This window comes from Mesorhizobium sp. M0051, from assembly GCF_040323235.1.
Classification (GTDB): Bacteria; Pseudomonadota; Alphaproteobacteria; order Rhizobiales; family Rhizobiaceae; genus Mesorhizobium.
This window is the reverse complement of record NZ_JAMYUT010000028.1, coordinates 23,097-40,483: the sequence shown is the minus strand read 5'-3', so window position 1 is coordinate 40,483 and position 17,387 is coordinate 23,097. Positions and strand designations below refer to the sequence as shown.

The window sequence follows — 17,387 nt, the reverse complement described above, 5'->3', positions numbered from 1 at the left end:
TCCCACACCATGTAGCGTGGCGCGGGATGAATTTCACTATCGGTCCTTGCCCCAGCGGGCAAGGGCTGCGTCCGGCCGTGCCGGCGGACCTTACTTGTGCGACAGCGCTTCCAGCGCCTCGGCTGCAGCTTCGAGGATGGCGATCGCCTCGGCCTGCTTGTCGGCCGGGGCATCGACGAAGTCGCCGAGAGCCGCGCGCAGCCGGTGGCGCACGGCACGGAACTCGTCGCGTGCTTGCGAACGGCCACCACGACCGCCACGACGGCCGCCCTCGTCGCTCTCGTCGTTCCAGCCGAACCACTCGCGCGCCTTGGCCATCTTGAGGCCGAAACGCTCGAGATGGTCGAGCACGCTGTCGATCATCTCGCGGTTGTCGGCAAGATGCGCCTGCCCCGCCTCGGTGATCGAGAATACCTTCTTGTTGCCGTCGGCGGCGGAGGCGGCGTAGCCGGCCTCTTCCAGGAAGGTCAGCGTCGGGTAGACCACGCCCGGGCTCGGGCTGTAGATGCCGCTGGTGCGTTCCTCCAGCGCCTTGATGATGTCGTAGCCGTGGCGCGGCGCCTCGGCCAGCAGCGACAGCGTGATCAGTTTGAGGTCGCCGTCGGCCAGCATTCGTCCGGCACGGAATATGTCGCCGGGGCCGCCGCGTCCACCGCCACGACCACCGTGCCCGAACGGGCCGAAGCCGCCGCCCCCTCTGCCACCAAATTTGCCGGCCATGTGCATGAACATGCGCTCGCCGAAATGATTGTGCTTGTGCATTGATTGCTCCTTGAGTTGTATCTTACGATATATCTTAATTAGGCGCATGCTGCAGGGAAGTCAAGATATATCTTACGATGTATCTGACTGCGTTGCCAGCGATTTGATGTCGATGGAACAAAACGCAACAGGGGTGTTGAGTGCTCGACGAGGCGACGCGCGAAATTGTTGGCTGCCCCGCCGGTGGTCTTTGCGAACGCAATGCTGCCCGCGAAGCAAGGATTACCAGCGACCCTTGCGCCGGTTCCAGGCATAGAGCAGGTCGGCGAACCGATCATAGGCAAAGCGTGTCAGCGGCAAAACGAGGGGATTGCCGAACAAAGTCGCCAGCCAGCCCTCGCCCGGCGTGACCTTCCACACGGCGATCGCCACATCGGCCCCGACCAGCAGTTGGCCACCAGCGTCGGTGGCGTGCAGCCGGCGGCGGATATCCTCGAGGGACGCGCCGTATGCGGCAAGCGCTGCCGGTTCAAGGTTGATGTCGCGGAATTCGATCCGTCCGGCCTTGACCGCTTCGATCAGCCGCCGCTTCTGCCTGCTGATGCCTGTATCGCAAACCGGACAGCGCGTGTTGTACCAGACGGTCAGCATAGTCTCGGCATTTGTTTGGTAACGCAACCTGAAGGACCACAAACGATCGGGCGCCGTCAAGACGTCGCTCGATCGGTTGCGTGCGAACGAGACTACCCTCGGACCAGTCGGTTCCGGCCCTTTCACCACAGAGCCTATCCGAGCGAGGTGATGATCTCGCGGTAGGCTAATTCGGGAAAGGCCTTCAGCGTCCGCGTCCTGACATTGCCGGCCGCCGCCAGCATCAACGAGAAACGCGCCAGGACCGCGTCGTCGGGGGCTTCGACCACCGCCACCATGTCGTATTCGCCCATGGTCAGGTAGAAAGCCTTGAACGATCCGCCCATGTCTCCCAGCTGCTTCCTGGCGGCGTCGAGCCGCTTCGGCGAATCGCGAACGTTTCTGGCGCCCTGCTCGGTCCAGTTCATCAGCACGATGTAACTTGTCATGGCACACCTCCCTCCGGCGCCACGGAGCACGGCGGCTTGGCCGGGGCGGGCATCCGGGTTGTCGCCCAAAAAATGCATCCGACGCCGAATTATCCTCCCGAAGGGTGCGAGCCGCAAGAGCACGCGCCCCTGTACGAAAAAGGGCGCCAGTGGCGCCCTTGAACTCTTTGATCTCGGCAGGTTTTAGCTGTCCAGGAAGCTGCGCAGCTTGCGGCTGCGGCTCGGGTGCTTGAGCTTGCGCAGTGCCTTGGCCTCGATCTGGCGGATGCGCTCGCGCGTGACCGAGAACTGCTGGCCGACTTCTTCCAGCGTATGGTCGGTGTTCATGCCGATGCCGAAGCGCATGCGGAGCACACGTTCCTCGCGCGGCGTCAGCGAGGCCAGCACGCGCGTGGTGGTCTCGCGCAGATTGGCCTGGATCGCCGCGTCGATCGGCAGGATCGCCATCTTATCCTCGATGAAATCGCCCAGATGCGAATCCTCCTCGTCGCCGACCGGCGTTTCGAGCGAGATCGGCTCCTTGGCGATCTTCAGCACCTTGCGCACTTTTTCGAGCGGCATGGCGAGCTTTTCGGCCAGCTCTTCCGGCGTCGGCTCGCGACCGATCTCGTGCAGCATCTGGCGCGAGGTGCGCACGATCTTGTTGATCGTCTCGATCATGTGCACCGGGATGCGGATGGTGCGTGCCTGATCGGCGATCGAACGGGTGATCGCCTGCCTGATCCACCATGTCGCGTAGGTCGAGAACTTGTAGCCGCGGCGGTATTCGAATTTGTCGACCGCCTTCATCAGGCCGATATTGCCTTCCTGGATCAGGTCGAGGAACTGCAGGCCGCGATTGGTGTATTTCTTGGCGATGGAGATGACGAGGCGCAGATTGGCCTCGACCATTTCCTTCTTGGCGATCGCGGCTTCGCGCTCGCCCTTCTGCACCTGGTTGACGATCTTGCGGAATTCCAGGATCGAGATCGCCGTTTCGGTGGCGAGGTTCTGGATCTCGGCGCGCAGGTCCCTGATCGCGTCCTTCTCGTTCTTGGTGAATTCCTTCCAGCCGCGCGAGGTCAGGTTGCCGATCGCGCGCGTCCAGTTCGGGTCGAGTTCGGAACCCTGATATTCCTTCAGGAACTCCTCGCGGCGCACGCCGTAGCTTTCGGCGAGCCTGAGCAGCTTGCCCTCGTTCTGCACCAGGCGCTTGTTGATGTCGTAGAGCTGCTCGACCAGCGCCTCGATGCGCGCCGTGTTGAGCGACAGCGACTTCACCGCCTTGATCAGCTGGTCCTTCAGCTCTTTCAGCCGGCGGTCCTGGCTGGGCGACAGAGTGCCGGCGGCGGCCAGACGGTTCTCGACCTGCTGGTCCTGCAGCTTGCGCAGCTTCTTGTAGGTGTCGGCGATGACGTCGAGCGTCTCCATCACCTGCGGGCGCAGTTCCGCTTCCATGGCCGCCAGCGAAAGGCTCGCTTCGTCCTCGTCTTCCTCGTCGTCATCGACCAGCCCGCGCGTATCGGCGGCGACATTGGTGACGTCGTCTTCCTCGTCGCGCGAACGGCGCGGCTTGTCCTCGACCTTGGCTTCCTCGATGCGCTCGACCACCGGCGCCTGCTTGGCTTCGGGTCCGGCATAGGTGGCTTCGAGATCGATGATCTCGCGCAGCAGGATCTTCGATTCGTTGAGCTCGTCACGCCAGATGATGATGGCCTGGAAGGTCAGCGGGCTTTCGCACAGGCCCGCGATCATCGTCTCGCGGCCGGCCTCGATGCGCTTGGCGATGGCGATTTCGCCCTCGCGCGACAGCAACTCGACCGAGCCCATCTCGCGCAGATACATGCGCACCGGATCGTCGGTGCGGTCGGTCGGTTCTTTCTTCGTCGTGGTGGCGGCAACGGCCGTGCCGGTCTGCTCGGCCAGCTCGTTGGCGTCTTCCTCGGCATCGGCCGCGGTGTCGGCGGCCTCGGGCTCCTCACCCTGCTCGTCGTCCTCGACCACGTTGATGCCCATGTCGGACAGCATCGCCATCGTGTCCTCGATCTGCTCGGAGGTTACTTCCTCGGAGGGCAGCACCGAATTCAGCTCGTCCATCGTGACATAGCCGCGCTTCTTGGCGGCCTTGATCATCTTCTTGACAGCATCATCGGAAAGGTCGAGCAGAGGGCCATCGGTGGCGCCTTCGCGTTCGGTTTCGACCTCTTCCTTTTCCTTTGTCGCCATAGTCTTTTTCTTCTCCTAGCGGCCGAACATCAAAGCCGCGTAAGCTGTCGGACCAGTCAAATCGGATGCGCTCGCTTATGAACGCGGTTCACCGGGCCAGTAACTGCATCAACTCGTCGTTTGGTGCATGTCGTTGTCCCCAAAACCGGTTTCCTTTTGGGCGACACGCATTAAGTCCAGATTAACCCTGGTATCTGTGGCAGGCAGGCTGCCTGTCCAGTGACCAGTACCCCCACATCGCTTATTTCCCGTCGACGCGGGTTCGGGTTAACGTTTCGAATCGTCCTGATTCCGTCATTCTGCCAGAAGGTCAAGCGCCTCTCGCATGATTCGCCTTAAAAAAGCGAATCAATTACCCGACTTAGCCCGCCGCGCACCATTTGGACGCGCAACGCCTCACTGTCATTCTCTTGCGAGGCCCGTTCCGCTCCTTGGATCGGAAAGGCCTTGTCATTCTTGGTGGAAGCATGATCTTCTCCGAAAACCGGTTCCCGCTTTTCGGGATCATGCCTTAAGCCCGCCCGGCCCTGCCCGAGGACACACCGAATCCTTCGATCAGCGCTTCCGTTGCCTGTACATCCTGAAATTGCGCCTGAATTTCGATCAGGTGCCGGTAATTTTCGTCTGTGGGATCAGTAGCGAGCGCCGCTTCCGCCTGTTTCAGCTCCTTATGTAAGGTGCGCGCGCTGCGCTGCAAGTGCAGTGCCTGGCTGAAAGCGTCGCGGGCATCGTCAAGGGCGGCGGTCTCCAATGCCGGCCATTGCCGCATTCGCCGGATCAGGCCGACGGCACGCTCCCAGATCTCGGCGCAGCCGGCGCGTTCGATCGTCGCTATAACGGCCTGACGGTCATTCGCCATGTCATGCGCCATTGCATCGAGGATCGCGCCATGCAGCCGCCTCAGGTCCGAGTTGCCAAGATCGAGAAACTCGATATGGGCGAAATTCTCGTCGATCAGCGCCGGATGGTTGACCAATGCGACGATGATCGTCGCCTCGCGCACCGACATCCCCTCGCTGCCGCGCTTGACCAGTGCCGACTGGCCAAGGCTTTCGGTGATGGCGATGCGGCCGCCACCGCTCTTGGCGAACTGACCGCCGGGCGCGGCGGCCTTGCCCTGGCCCGGTCGTCCATCCTGGCGTCCTTGCCTGGTGCTGCGCTGGGAGCCGAAAAAGCTCAGCACGCGTTCGCGCATCTCCTGCTGATAATGGTAGCGCAGACTTTCGTCGCGGATGCGGCTGGTCAGCTCGCGCAGCGTCTTCTCGAGTTCGGCCCGCCGCTCCGGCGTGTCGAAGACGCCGCCCGCCGTCTCACGCATCCACAACAGATCGACCAGCGGTCGCGCCTCGGCCAGCACGATGCGAAACGCATCCGGTCCGTCGGCCTTGACCAGATCGTCGGGATCCTTGCCTTCCGGCAGCAGCGCGAAGCGCGCCGAGCGCCCGGCCTGCACCGACGGCAGCGCCATGTCGGCGGCCCGCCACGCTGCCTTGAGCCCGGCCTTGTCGCCGTCGAAACACAGCATCGGCTCCGGCGCCATGCGCCAAAGCAGCTCGAGCTGGTTCTCGGTGAGCGCGGTGCCGAGCGGCGCCACGACATTCTCGAAGCCGGCCTGCGCCAGCGCGATGACGTCCATATAACCTTCGACGGCGATGACCGTGCCGCCCTTGGCCAGGGCCCCCTTTCCCATCGCTTGGCGGGCGCGGGCGAAATTGTAGAGCACATCGCCCTTGTGGAAGAGCTCGGTGTCGGGCGAGTTCATGTATTTGGCCAGCGCATCCGGCTGCAGCGCGCGCCCGCCGAAAGCGATGATCTTGCCGCGCGAATCCGGGATCGGGAACATGATGCGGTCGCGGAACCAGTCATAGGAAACCGGGATGTCGTCGCCGTGGCGCACCAATCCGCAGGCCTCGATATCGGCCTTGGGAATGCCCTTGGCGGCGAGATGCTCCTTCAGCGCATTGCGGCTGTCGGGTGCGAAACCGAGCCGGAACGATTGCTGTGTCGCCGGTGTCAGGCCGCGATCGCGCAGATAGGCACGGGCTTTTGCGCCTTCCGGCCCCTGCAGCCGCTCCTGGAAGAAGGTGGTCGCCATCTCCATGACATCGGTCAGGCTGGCGCGTTCCTTTTCGCGCCGCTCCTCCTGGGCATCGCGAACCGGCATCGGCACGCCAGCCATGTCGGCGATCTTCTCGACCGCTTCGGGAAAGCTCATTCCATCGAGTTCGGTGAGGAACTTGAAATGATCGCCCGACACCGAGCAGCCGAAACAATGGTAGCGACCCTTCTTGTCCTCGCAGTGGAAGGACGGGCTTTTCTCGCCATGGAACGGGCAGCAGGCCCAATAGTCGCCGCGCGGCGCGTTGGTCTTCTTCCTGTCCCACGCAACGCGCTGGCCGATAAGCTGGGAAATCGGCACGCGGTCGCGTATCTCGTCGAGGAAGGCGGGTGGGAAGCGCATCGGGGAACTCGTTTCCCCACCATATAATCATGCCCGCGAAATCCGACGACCCCTAATGCGGGCCGTACCCGGTTTCCACAGGGCAAAAAGAAAGGCGGCCGTTGCGGGTCGCCTCCCTTTCAATGCCCGGTAAGCTGCCGGTTACTGCGCGGCAAGCGCGCCGAAGATGACGCCGGAGAGGATGCCGACCAGCACGTAGTCGTTGCCGACGCGGATCCATTCCTGACCGCGACCGGGACGATGCAGGCCGTACCGGCCATAATCGCGGATCGGTTGGTGACGCTTCCAGCTGGAATATTTCTGGCCATTGCGCCAATGGCTGCGCTTCACGACGACCTTCTTCTTCACCACGACGCGCTTACGCACGTCGACATGCTTGCCGGGCTTCTGCCAGTCGACCTGGCTGTAGTTCGACTGCGGCGCGACCGGCGCATTCAGCGACGCGGCCTGGCCGGTGAATGACGTGGCGGCCAGCATCGAGAAAGCGAGGGCCGAAAGGATAATGCGTTTCATGAGAAGTCTCCTTGGTTTTCGACATCAGAGGAATGGCGGGACATCGATGAACCGAAACTGAACGCCTGCATTACAATTGTGTAATGAATTCATCTATTTATCCGAGAGAGTTGGACATCCTCGCAAAATCAAGAGCCCAAACGCGCGGCAAACTTGGCCGATCCGCCGCCCCACAGCGGCTTGGCAATGCAACCATTTGCGCCTCAATCCATTTTCCGACACCGCCTGTCGCGGCCTGTCGCGCGGCAACGGCCATTAAAATCGACAATATTTTATTATCCGGCTAAAATATTCGAGTATTATCGGCGACTGCCATGAACATGATTCGTAACCCCGCTTTTCATCCCGCCCGCCACGCTGGCCGCGTTGCGCGCCCTGTTCGCATGCGTGCGGCAAGATGAGCGGCTCCGTCGTTCTTCTGCATCTGGCCGGCGCCGTGGCGCTGATGCTGTTTGCCACCCGCATGGTCAAGACCGGCGTCGAGCGCGCCTATGGCGACGTGCTGCGCCATCGTCTGCGCGCCACCATGCGCAATCCGGTCATGGCGGTGCTGGCCGGCACCGGCCTCGCCATCGCGTTGCAGAGCTCCACCGCCGTCACGCTTCTGGTCGGCTCCTTCGCCGGCTCCGGCATCGTCTCGGGCGCCGCGGGCCAGCTTGCCGTGCGCGGCGCCGAGATCGGCTCGGCGCTGGTGGTCAAGCTGCTGACCTTCGATCTCACCCTGCTGGTGCCGCTCTGCCTGATCACCGGCACGGTGATGTTCATGGCTACCGAGCGCCGCGATTGGCGCCAGTCCGGCCGCATCCTGGTCGGCATCGGTCTTCTGATCCTGTCGCTGGAAATGATCGGCCAAGCATCGGAGCCGTTGCGCAACAGCCAGCTCCTGCCGGTCATCATCAACTACTTCTCGACTGATTCCATCACCGCCTACCTGTTGGCGGCGCTGATCACCTGGCTGTTCCAGTCGAGCATCGCGGCGGTTCTGTTGATGGCGACGCTCGCCGGCCGCGGCCTGATCACGCCGGAACTCGGCGTCGTCCTCATCCTCGGCGTCAATCTCGGCTCCTCGATCATCGCGCCGATGCTGACCCGCTCGTCGAGCCCCGAAGTGCGCGTCGTGCCGGTCGGCAATCTCCTGATGCGCGGGCTTGGCTCTCTGGTCATGCTGATCCTGGTCATGATCTTCAGGCCGCACTTCGCCTTTCTTGGTTCGACGGCCGCGGACCAGATCGTCAACGCCCACATCCTGTTCAATGTGCTGATCCTGCTCGCCGGGCTGCCGCTGGCCGGCTTCGTCTATCGCGCTTCCGAAAAGATTGTCGCGCTTGGCATCAAGCCAGTGCCGGCCGCCTCGCTCGATGTCGTCGAGCTATCCGCGCTTAACGAGAGCGCTCTCGACGTGCCAAGCCAGGCGCTAGCCAATGCCACGCGCGAAGTGGTGCGGGTCTGCGAGACAGTCGAGATCATGTTGAAGCGCATCATCGAACTTTATGAAAGTACCGACGCCGACAAGATCAAGGCGCTGGCTGCACTCGACGACCGCGTCGACAGAAAGCACGCCGCGATCAAGCTCTATCTGGCCAAGCTTACCAGGAATTCGCTGACCGAGGACGAGGCGTTGCGCTGCCAGGAGCTGATCGGCGCCTGCGTCAAGCTGGAGCAGGTCGGCGATATCATCGTGCGCAACATGCTGGTGCATGTGAAGAAGAAGTTCGAGCGCGGACTGGAATTCACCGACGAAGGCTGGAGCGAGTTGTTCGCCTTCCACAGCTCGGTGCTCGCCAATGCACGGCTGGCCTTCAACGTCCTGGTTTCGCGCGACCCCGAGACAGCCCGCCAGCTGGTGCTGGAAAAGGACCGGCTGCGCGATCGCGAGAAGGAAACCAGCGCCAGTCATTTCGTACGACTGCGCGACGGCACCGCCAAAAGCGTCGAGACCAGTTCGATCCATCTCGACACCATCCGCGACCTGAAGCAGATCAACTCGCTGCTGGCCTCGATGGCCTATCCGGTGCTCGAAGAGCGCGGCCTGCTCACCGGGTCGCGGCTGAAGGCGAGCTGATCCACGACACCATCAGGTGCCGTGCGCCCTTCTGCGGCAAAATACCTTTGCTCTGTTTCCTCCAGTCGGGATAAGGGTTCATTAGCCCAGCCTTTCGGAGGAAATCGATGGATACCCACTCACGCAGTTTTGCCAAGGCGCTCTCCTGGCGCGTGACCGGCACCATCGACACGATGATCATTTCGCTGGTCGTGACGGGAAGCGTCAAGCTCGCCGCGACAATCGGCCTGACCGAGGTCGCCACCAAATCCTTGCTCTACTATGCCCATGAACGCGCCTGGCTGAGAATTCCCTACGGGCGCTAGACCGTAGCATAGCGGCGTTCGCGCGACCGACCCGGCGCGCCCTCACCGGCTGTCACGCCAGCAGGTTGCGTTGGGTCTCGATCAAGAAAACCTAAACCGGCGCCAACAATTTCTGAATTGTCCGCGACGCCCGTCCGTGGTTTGACGCCTGCAATCGAGGATCCAATTCCGGCCATGTCGCTTCCGCTCATCGCCCTGTTCATCGCCGCCTTTGCCTTCGGCACCACTGAATTCGTGATTGCCGGAGTGCTGCCGCAAGTGGCGCAAGGGCTCGGCGTTTCGGTTCCCTCCGCCGGTTATCTCGTCTCCGGCTATGCCTGTGGCATCGCCGTCGGCGGCCCGCTGCTGGCGCTCGCCACCAAGTTGCTGTCGCGCAAGAACTTGCTGCTTGGCCTCGCCGTCGCCTTCACCATCGGCCAGGCCGCCTGCGCGCTGGCGCCCGACTTCACCTCGATGCTGCTGTTGCGCATTGCCGTCGCGGTCGCGCACGGCGCCTATTTCGGCGTCGCCATGGTCGTCGCCGTCGGTCTTGTGCGCGAGGATCAACGCGGCATGGCGGTTGCCGTCATCCTGTCCGGCCTTACTGTCTCCAACGTCATCGGCGTGCCCGCCGGCACCGCGATAGGCAACATCTGGGGCTGGCGCGCCACCTTCTGGGTGATGTGCGCGCTGGGCGTGGCGGCAACGCTTGCCATGGCAGCGCTGCTGCCGCGCACCACCGGATCGTCGGCGAGGCCCGCCGGCTTTGCCCGCGAGGTTCGCGTGCTGGCCCGCCAGCAGGTCTGGACCTCGCTGATCCTGATGTTGATGCTGATGATCGGCCAGTTCGGCCTGTTCACCTACATCACTCCGACACTGCTGGAGGTCACCGGGCTCGACGAGGGCTGGGTGCCGTGGGTGCTGCTGCTCAATGGCGTCGGCGCCACGCTAGGCGTTTTCCTCGGCGGCAAGCTCTCCGACTGGAAGCTGATGCCGTCGCTGATCTCGATGCTGGCCCTGCAGGCGGCGACGCTAGCCGTCATCTATGTCGTCAGCCCCTTTCCCCTGCCGATGGTCGTCGCGATCGTCGTCTGGGGCGGCCTCAACTTCGCCATCGGCACACCGATCCAGACCCGCATCCTGGCCTGGACGGCGGACGCCTCGAACCTCGCTTCGTCGCTCATTCCGTCCGGCTTCAATGTCGGCATCGCGCTTGCCGCGTCGCTGGGCGCCGCCACGCTCAATGCCGGATTTGGCTATCGCAGCCTGCCGCTGCTCGGTGCCGTCGCCATGCTGGTCGCGGTCGCGGTGGCGCTCGCCTCTTATGTCTGGGAAGGACGCAGCAAAGCCACGCCGCCGCTGACGGCCCCAGCGGAGTAGAGCTCGAACAAAGCCCTGATCCGCGCCAGGATCGCCGCCCACAGGCCGCCGACGATGGTGGTGACCAGGAACACCGCCTTCAGCCCCAGCGTCAGGGTGATGTTCTGTCCGATATCGGCCATCATCGCACGCGACAGTCTTACCACGCACACGAGGTCCATGCCCTGGCCATGCAGGATCGCCGCATCCGCCGTTTCGACGGCGGTTCGCGCCGAGATGGGCATCCCTTGTCGTTGTTCGGGGCGGCGTCGCGGCGCAGCGATTGTTCCCCGGAACAAATCAGCAATCCGAAAGTTGGCGGTGATGTGAATAGGTGAAGGAGGGTCGTGCCATCGCCGGTTGGTTTGAAGGCTGACTTCCGCTTTCAGGTATTCCGCAGATGAAGATAGCCCAGATCGCACCTCTGATCGAGTCGGTACCGCCGAGGCTTTATGGAGGAACTGAGCGTATCGTTTCCTATTTGACGGAAGAGCTGGTTCGACAGGGCCACGAAGTGACGTTGTTCGCCAGCGGCGATTCAAGCACCTCGGCCGAACTGGTCGCGTGTTGCAATGTTGCACTACGGCTGAACCCTAGCGCCCAGAACCATGTTCCGTATCACGTCATGATGCTTGAAAAGGTTCGCAGACGGGCGAATGAATTCGATGTGCTGCATTTTCACGTCGATGTTCTCCACTTTCCAATGATCCGTGAGTTCGCGCGGCGAACCGTTACCACCCTACATGGCCGGCTCGACCTTCCGGACCTGGCGCAACTTTACGCGATGTTCGACGACCTTCCACTGGTCTCGATTTCCAATGACCAGCGCCGGCCCATGCCACCGGTCGATTGGCTCGGAACAGTTTATCACGGCCTGCCGCCCGACATTCTCCCCTTCCGGCCGAAAGCCTCGGGTTATCTGGCGTTCCTTGGCCGAATCTCACCGGAAAAGGGGCCGGAAGCCGCGATAGAAATCGCAGCGCGCGCCGGGATGCCGCTGAAGATCGCCGCCAAAATCGACGCGGTGGACCAATCATTTTGGACTGAGAAGGTCGAACCCAAGGTGCTTCGACATTCGAACGTCGAGTTCGTTGGCGAGATCGATGAACGGCAGAAGGCAGATTTTTTGGGCGGAGCGACAGCGCTGCTGTTTCCGATCGACTGGCCCGAACCGTTCGGCCTTGTAACCATCGAGGCAATGGCCTGCGGCACCCCGGTGATAGCCTTCAACCGCGGCGCCGTTCCAGAGGTCATCGACGATGGAGTGTCCGGACTGATCGTGGAAGGTGTTGGCGAAGCTGTCGAGGCCGTCCGGCGGGTAGGCGATCTCGATCGTGCACGGGTGCGGGAAATTTTCGAAAAGCGGTTCACGGTTGGACGCATGTGCCGCGACTACATGGCGGTCTACCGCTTGCTCGCGGGCACCAGGCGACTTGCACCTGGCCCCCAAAATGGCTGCGCTGCGGATGCGGCTGCGATGGTCGTGGCCAAGCCGGCCGCCTAGAACCGATGGTTCGAACCGCGTTTGATCGAGCCGAAAGAGCGAAAGTTGCCAATCATTCGCCAAGAATTCGAACCACGCTATCCGCGACCGCACGCCCGAGTACGGGACTGATGCGAATATTGTTGATGAGGGAGGTTCGGCGCAAGCGAGTGGGAGCATGTGCGCGCCTCTGCCGCCCAAGTCTCTTCTGAACAGGAGGGCTGACATGACCATCGAAGTCGAAGACCGAAAGCTTGATCCAGCCGTGGCTCTCCCGGCACTGGACGAATCGGCGCCGCGCGAGCCGCACAGGCAATTTGCCCTGAAGCATGAGGACTGCTTCATCGTCACCGACAGCTATGGTGACATACGCGGCACTGGCGACGGGCTCTTCCGCGACGATACGCGTGTGCTGTCGCGCTTCCGTCTGTTCATTGGCGGCCGTATGCCCTCGCTGCTCGGCGCCTCGCTGTCGCAGGACAACATTCTATTCAACGCCAATCTCACCAATCTGGCCACCATCGGGCCAAACGGCAGCGAAACGCTGCCAGGCGTCGTCCACATCAATCGGACCCGGTTCATCTGGCAGGACCGCATGTTCGAGCGGATCACGTTCTCGAACTACGCCAGGCGCGAGGTGCTGCTGCCGGTCCGTTTCGACTTTGACGCCGATTTCCGTGATATGTTCGAGGTGCGAGGCACTACCCGAAGCCGCCGTGGTCGCGCGCATGATGCGTTGGTCGGCGAGACGAGCGTCACGTTCCGATACGAAGGCCTCGACAGTGTATCGCGCCAATCTGTCATCGCGTTTTCGATGAGGCCCGATCAGGTGCATCCCAATCACGCCGAGTTTCGCATTCTGGTGGCAAGGCGCGACAGAAGAGAGCTGTATCTGGAGGTCGGTCACAGCGAAGAAGCCCCATCCAGTGATCGTTTCCGAGCGGCCGCGGCACGGGCCCGGTTTGCCATGCGCTCAAAGCGTCGACAGGGCGCCACGGTGTTCAGTTCCGGTCGCGTGTTTAATGACTGGCTCACGCGCACGCGCGCCGACATCGCGTTGCTGACCACTGATCTGGAAACTGGGCCATATCCGTACGCGGGGATTCCCTGGTTCTCGACCGCCTTTGGCCGCGACGGCGTCATTTCCGCCTTGCAGATGTTGTGGCTGAACCCTGAGCTCGCTCGCGGCGTCCTGGCGTACCTTGCCCGCTATCAGTCGACAGAAACGTCGATATTTGACGATGCCGAGCCCGGCAAGATCATGCATGAAACGCGCAAGGGGGAAATGGCTGTACTGCGCGAACTGCCGTTCGGCCGCTACTATGGTGGAGTCGACACCACTCCGCTCTATGTCTACCTGGCTTGCTCCTACGCCGATCGCACGGGCGATCACGAATTCGTCGATCGCATGTGGGATTCCCTGTGTGCGGCGATCGCGTGGATGGAGGAGGTCGGAGCTCGCAACGGAGAGGGCTTCGTGACCTACAACAGGGGGGCGGATACGGGGCTTTTCAACCAAGGCTGGAAGGACAGCGCCGACGCGATCTTCCATGCCGATGGCACGATACCCAAGGGACCAATCGCATTGGTAGAGGTGCAAGGCTATGTCTTTGCGGCCTACCAAGGCATGGCTGCACTGGCGGCAAAGCGCGGCGACGACGCCAAGGCCGCACGCTGGAGCGCCATGGCAGAAACGATCCGCAGCGCGGTGGAGACGCGGTTTTGGATGCCGGAGAGCAACTTCTACGCCTTGGCAATAGACGGAGAAGGCAAGCAATGCGCCGTGCGTGCCTCCAACGCGGGTCACCTGCTTTATGTCGGACTGCCGTCAGCGGAACGGGCGCAGTCGATTGCCGCGCAGCTGCTGTCAGCTCACCTCCACAGCGGTTGGGGCGTTCGCACCCTGGCCGACGACGAGCTTCCATTCAACCCGATGTCTTATCACAACGGTTCGATCTGGCCACATGACACGGCGATCTGCGCCGCTGGGCTCGCCCGCTACCAGGAGCGGACAAGCGTTGTAAAGCTGATGAGCAGTATGTTTGAGGCGGCGGTCCGCTTCAACATGCGGCTGCCGGAACTATTCTGCGGCTTTACCCGCGCGATCGGCGACGCGCCGATAGCCTACCCCGTAGCCTGTCTGCCACAGGCATGGTCGGCCGGATCCGCCTTTATGTTGCTGCAGGCCTGCCTGGGGATTCGAGTCGACGGTTGGAAACACGAGATCAATGTCCAGCAGCCCCGGTTGCCGATAGGCATCGACAACATCGTGATCCGACACTTAGCGGTCGGTGAGGCGAAGGTCGACCTTACGTTTCAGCGCATCGGCGACCACATGGTCTGCTATCTCGATGAGCGGCACGAGGGCCTCGTGCCGCTGGTGGTGCACTCTTAGTGGTCGGATCGCACAATGCGATCAGTGATGTGCCCGATGTGCGTGTTCGCCAATGCACGCTGCTCAACGGCGACATCAACACCGGCGTCACCGCGATCCTCCGGTAAGACTGTCGACCTCACCCGCGCCAGCGCAGCAGGCGCATGGCGTTGGCGGTGACCAGCACGGTGGCGCCGGTATCGGCCAGGATCGCCGGCCACAGGCCGGTGATGCCGGCGATGGTGGTGATCAGGAACACCGCCTTCAGCCCGAGTGCCACCCCGATGTTCTGGCCGATATTGGCCATCACCGCCCGCGACAGTTTTACCATGCGCACGACGTCCATGACCCGGCCATGCAGGATCGCAGCGTCGGCGGTTTCCAGCGCCACATCGGTGCCGCCACCGATGGCGATGCCGATGTTGGCGGCGGCGAGCGCCGGCGCGTCGTTAATGCCATCGCCGACCTTGGCCACCTTGAGCCCTTCGCGCCGCAACTCGCCGACGATGCGCTGCTTGTCCTGCGGCAGCAGCTCCGCCCGCGCCTCGATGCCGAGCGAAGCGGCGATGGCTTCGGCGGTGCGGCGGTTGTCGCCGGTCAGCATCACCGCCCGAATGCCCTCGGCCTTCAGTGCCGCAATACCCGCCGCCGCATCCGGCCTCGGCTCATCGCGCATGGCGATCAACCCCGCCACCACGCCATCGGCCGCCAGCACAGACACCGTCTTGCCCTCGCCGTTGAGGCTGTCGACGGCAAGGCGCTGCGCTTCGTTCATGTTAGCGCGTTCTCCTGCCGCCTGGCCGGAGCCCAGGAAGACAGCGACGCCGCCGACGCTGCCCTCGACGCCCTTGCCGGAAATCGCCTTCGCCGCCAGCGCCGGTGGCACCGGAGCTTTGTCTGCCTTGGCCCTGTCCAGGACTGCCGTCGCCAGCGGATGGCCGGAGCCCTGCTCGAGGGCCGCCGCCAGCGCCAGCACGGTGCGTTCATCGCGGCCATACGCCACGATGTCGGTCACCACGGGCCTGCCGGCCGTCAGCGTGCCGGTCTTGTCGAAGGCGACCGCCGTGATCCCTCGAAACCCTTCCAGCACGGCACCGCCCTTCATCAACAAGCCACGCCGCGCGCCGGTCGCAAGACCTGCGGCGATCGCCGCCGGCGTCGAGATGACCAGCGCGCAGGGGCAGCCGATCAGCAGGATCGCCAGGCCCTTGTATATCCACTCGTTCCAGTCGCTGTCGGCAAGCAGCGGCGGCAGCAGCGCCACCAGCGCGCCGACGGCCAGCACCGCTGGCGTATAATAACGCGAGAAACGATCGATGAAGCGCTCGGTGGGCGCCTTGGCCTCCTGCGCTTCTTCCACCAGCCGCACGACGCGAGCGATGGTGTTGTCCGACGCGGCTGCCGTCACCCGCACCTTGAGCACGCCGTCTGTGCTGATCGTGCCGGCGAAGACGGTTTCCGCGACACCCCTGCGCTTCGGTGTGCTCTCGCCGGTCACCGGCGCCTCGTCGACATACCTCGAACCCTCGACGATCTCGCCATCGGCCGGAATTCGGTCGCCCGGCCGCACCACGATGACGTCGCCGATCGAAAGGTCTTCAGCGGGAACCTCCGATGTGCCGCCTGCGCGCTCGACCAGTGCTGTCTTCGGCACCAGATCGGCAAGTCGCTGAATGCTCGCCCGCGCACGGCCGGCGGCGACACCTTCCAGGAGTTCGCCGATCAGGAACAGCACCACCACGGCGGTCGCTTCTTCCGTCGCGCCGATCATCACGGCGCCTGTCGCCGCGATGGCCATCAGCGTCTCGATCGAGAACGGCGTGCCGGCCAGTCCCGCCATCAGCGCACGCCGCGCGACCGGCACCAAGCCGACCAGCAGCGTGGCCAAGAACACCCAGCGCTCGGCCGCCGGAAACAGATAGCCGATGGCATAGGCAGCAAGAAGCGCTGCCGCATAAGCCACCGTCAGCACTGCCCGGCGGGAACGCCACCACGCCTGCCCCGGCTCGCCACCCATGTGGAGATGGGTTGAAGCGACGGCCTGCTTGCTGGCCGGCTCGCCATGATCAGCATGGTCATACGCTTTGACTGTTGAAGCCTGCCCATCGATCCTGGCTTCGGCCTTTATGATGCCATACCCAAGCCGCGCAACCTGCCGCAGCACCTTGCCTTCCGGCAGTGCGCCACCGTGACTGACCGTCATGCTGGCGCTGGTCACCGAAACCGAGACATCGGCGACGCCGTCGAGACGGCGAACCGCCGTGTCGATCTTCGCCGCACAGGAGGCGCAATCCATGCCGCCGATCCTGAACCGCGTCTGCTTGAGAGGCACCGTCATCACATCGCCTGTCTGTCTTGCCCGCGCGGCGTCGCCGCATTGGTCTTGAATGCTGATGTGAGGCACTGTAATTGCTCTAGCCACTAGAGCTTCAAGAGGCAAAATTCATGTTTTCGATCGGTGATCTCTCGCGCCGCACCGGGGTCAAGGTGCCGACAATCCGCTACTACGAGCAGATGGGCCTGGTCGCGGCACCCGAGCGTTCGGAAGGCAACCAGCGCCGCTATTCCAGGCAGGAGCTGGAACGACTGGCCTTCATCCGCCACGCCCGCGACCTCGGCTTCGCCGTCGAGGATATCCGCTCGCTGATCGACTTGAGCGGCCACCCCGAGCAGCCCTGCGGCCACGCCGACAGGATCGCCGAGGAACAGCTGATCTCGGTGCGGGACAAGATCGCCCAGTTGAAGCGGCTGGAGGCCGAACTCGAACGCATCGCCACCTGCTGCAATGGTGAGACGGTCGGCGACTGCTACGTCATCCGCGCGCTGTCCGACCACGCGCTGTGCACTGACGAGCATGGGTGAGGC

14 protein-coding genes and 1 pseudogene are annotated in these 17,387 nt (G+C 63.2%); 7 read left to right on the top strand and 8 right to left on the bottom strand.

Features of this window, described 5'->3' with window-relative positions; genetic code table 11:
- Positions 1-90: 90 nt before the first annotated feature.
- From NKJ90_RS25050 to NKJ90_RS25025, 6 genes are all read right to left on the bottom strand, one after another.
- A complete protein-coding gene (locus tag NKJ90_RS25050) occupies positions 91-762 on the bottom strand; it encodes a PadR family transcriptional regulator (RefSeq protein ID WP_023761832.1) in 672 nt (223 codons plus the stop codon).
- Between the two features lie 222 nt (positions 763-984).
- Positions 985-1,353: a thiol-disulfide oxidoreductase DCC family protein gene (locus NKJ90_RS25045; RefSeq protein WP_023761833.1), complete on the bottom strand. Its 369-nt coding sequence runs from the start codon at positions 1,351-1,353 to the stop codon at positions 985-987.
- Positions 1,354-1,487: 134 nt separating this feature from the next.
- Positions 1,488-1,781, bottom strand: coding sequence for a GYD domain-containing protein (locus NKJ90_RS25040; protein ID WP_023761834.1), 294 nt, complete (start codon positions 1,779-1,781; stop codon positions 1,488-1,490).
- A gap of 183 nt (positions 1,782-1,964) precedes the next feature.
- Entirely contained in the window at positions 1,965-3,986 is a 2,022-nt protein-coding gene (gene rpoD, locus NKJ90_RS25035; protein ID WP_023761835.1) for an RNA polymerase sigma factor RpoD, read from the bottom strand.
- Positions 3,987-4,497: 511 nt separating this feature from the next.
- Positions 4,498-6,447, bottom strand: coding sequence for a DNA primase (dnaG, locus tag NKJ90_RS25030; RefSeq protein ID WP_352487099.1), 1,950 nt, complete (start codon positions 6,445-6,447; stop codon positions 4,498-4,500).
- A gap of 141 nt (positions 6,448-6,588) precedes the next feature.
- Positions 6,589-6,960, bottom strand: coding sequence for an RcnB family protein (locus NKJ90_RS25025; protein ID WP_023761836.1), 372 nt, complete (start codon positions 6,958-6,960; stop codon positions 6,589-6,591).
- A 397-nt stretch (positions 6,961-7,357) separates the two neighbouring features.
- Between NKJ90_RS25025 and NKJ90_RS25020 the strand changes: the two genes are divergently transcribed.
- The 3 genes from NKJ90_RS25020 (at position 7,358) to NKJ90_RS25010 (ending at position 10,686) form a co-directional block, all read left to right on the top strand.
- The gene (locus NKJ90_RS25020; RefSeq protein WP_023761837.1) at positions 7,358-9,022 is read left to right on the top strand and encodes a Na/Pi cotransporter family protein; all 1,665 of its coding nucleotides are present in this window, start codon (positions 7,358-7,360) and stop codon (positions 9,020-9,022) included.
- 107 nt (positions 9,023-9,129) lie between these two features.
- Complete coding sequence (locus NKJ90_RS25015; RefSeq protein WP_023761838.1) at positions 9,130-9,327, top strand: DUF2061 domain-containing protein; 198 nt, start codon at positions 9,130-9,132, stop codon at positions 9,325-9,327.
- A 174-nt stretch (positions 9,328-9,501) separates the two neighbouring features.
- Positions 9,502-10,686 (top strand): MFS transporter, encoded by a 1,185-nt coding sequence (locus NKJ90_RS25010; protein WP_023761839.1) that lies wholly within the window; start codon positions 9,502-9,504, stop codon positions 10,684-10,686.
- On the opposite strand, the pseudogene NKJ90_RS25005 reads toward NKJ90_RS25010, so the two are convergent.
- A pseudogene (locus NKJ90_RS25005) lies at positions 10,629-10,889 on the bottom strand (hypothetical protein); the annotation flags it as partial. The gene NKJ90_RS25010 and the pseudogene NKJ90_RS25005 overlap by 58 nt on opposite strands.
- Before the next feature lie 176 nt (positions 10,890-11,065).
- Between NKJ90_RS25005 and NKJ90_RS25000 the strand changes: the two are divergent.
- The 3 genes from NKJ90_RS25000 (at position 11,066) to NKJ90_RS24990 (ending at position 14,650) form a co-directional block, all read left to right on the top strand.
- The gene (locus NKJ90_RS25000; protein WP_023761841.1) at positions 11,066-12,169 is read left to right on the top strand and encodes a glycosyltransferase family 4 protein; all 1,104 of its coding nucleotides are present in this window, start codon (positions 11,066-11,068) and stop codon (positions 12,167-12,169) included.
- A gap of 205 nt (positions 12,170-12,374) precedes the next feature.
- Complete coding sequence (locus NKJ90_RS24995) at positions 12,375-14,543, top strand: amylo-alpha-1,6-glucosidase (protein ID WP_023761842.1); 2,169 nt, start codon at positions 12,375-12,377, stop codon at positions 14,541-14,543.
- A complete protein-coding gene (locus NKJ90_RS24990) occupies positions 14,543-14,650 on the top strand; it encodes a P1 family peptidase (RefSeq protein ID WP_023761843.1) in 108 nt (35 codons plus the stop codon). Before NKJ90_RS24995 ends, NKJ90_RS24990 begins: the two co-directional genes overlap by 1 nt.
- A gap of 11 nt (positions 14,651-14,661) precedes the next feature.
- Here the strand turns inward: NKJ90_RS24990 and NKJ90_RS24985 are convergent, their stop codons facing one another.
- On the bottom strand, positions 14,662-16,860 hold the full coding sequence (locus NKJ90_RS24985) for a heavy metal translocating P-type ATPase (RefSeq protein ID WP_023761844.1): 2,199 nt from the start codon (positions 16,858-16,860) through the stop codon (positions 14,662-14,664).
- A 107-nt stretch (positions 16,861-16,967) separates the two neighbouring features.
- Between NKJ90_RS24985 and NKJ90_RS24980 the strand changes: the two genes are divergently transcribed.
- On the top strand, positions 16,968-17,384 hold the full coding sequence (locus tag NKJ90_RS24980; RefSeq protein ID WP_352487097.1) for a MerR family transcriptional regulator: 417 nt from the start codon (positions 16,968-16,970) through the stop codon (positions 17,382-17,384).
- Positions 17,385-17,387 lie beyond the last annotated feature (3 nt).

Excerpts from the sequence above, each read along its gene's own strand:
- NKJ90_RS25050 (WP_023761832.1), bottom strand. The coding sequence starts at position 762 with ATGCACAAGCACAATCATTTCGGCGAGCGCATGTTCATGCACATGGCC.
- NKJ90_RS25045 (WP_023761833.1), bottom strand. The coding sequence starts at position 1,353 with ATGCTGACCGTCTGGTACAACACGCGCTGTCCGGTTTGCGATACAGGC.
- NKJ90_RS25040 (WP_023761834.1), bottom strand. The coding sequence starts at position 1,781 with ATGACAAGTTACATCGTGCTGATGAACTGGACCGAGCAGGGCGCCAGA.
- rpoD (WP_023761835.1), bottom strand. The coding sequence starts at position 3,986 with ATGGCGACAAAGGAAAAGGAAGAGGTCGAAACCGAACGCGAAGGCGCC.
- dnaG (WP_352487099.1), bottom strand. The coding sequence starts at position 6,447 with ATGCGCTTCCCACCCGCCTTCCTCGACGAGATACGCGACCGCGTGCCG.
- NKJ90_RS25025 (WP_023761836.1), bottom strand. The coding sequence starts at position 6,960 with ATGAAACGCATTATCCTTTCGGCCCTCGCTTTCTCGATGCTGGCCGCC.
- NKJ90_RS25020 (WP_023761837.1), top strand. The coding sequence starts at position 7,358 with ATGAGCGGCTCCGTCGTTCTTCTGCATCTGGCCGGCGCCGTGGCGCTG.
- NKJ90_RS25015 (WP_023761838.1), top strand. The coding sequence starts at position 9,130 with ATGGATACCCACTCACGCAGTTTTGCCAAGGCGCTCTCCTGGCGCGTG.
- NKJ90_RS25010 (WP_023761839.1), top strand. The coding sequence starts at position 9,502 with ATGTCGCTTCCGCTCATCGCCCTGTTCATCGCCGCCTTTGCCTTCGGC.
- NKJ90_RS25000 (WP_023761841.1), top strand. The coding sequence starts at position 11,066 with ATGAAGATAGCCCAGATCGCACCTCTGATCGAGTCGGTACCGCCGAGG.
- NKJ90_RS24995 (WP_023761842.1), top strand. The coding sequence starts at position 12,375 with ATGACCATCGAAGTCGAAGACCGAAAGCTTGATCCAGCCGTGGCTCTC.
- NKJ90_RS24985 (WP_023761844.1), bottom strand. The coding sequence starts at position 16,860 with ATGACGGTGCCTCTCAAGCAGACGCGGTTCAGGATCGGCGGCATGGAT.
- NKJ90_RS24980 (WP_352487097.1), top strand. The coding sequence starts at position 16,968 with ATGTTTTCGATCGGTGATCTCTCGCGCCGCACCGGGGTCAAGGTGCCG.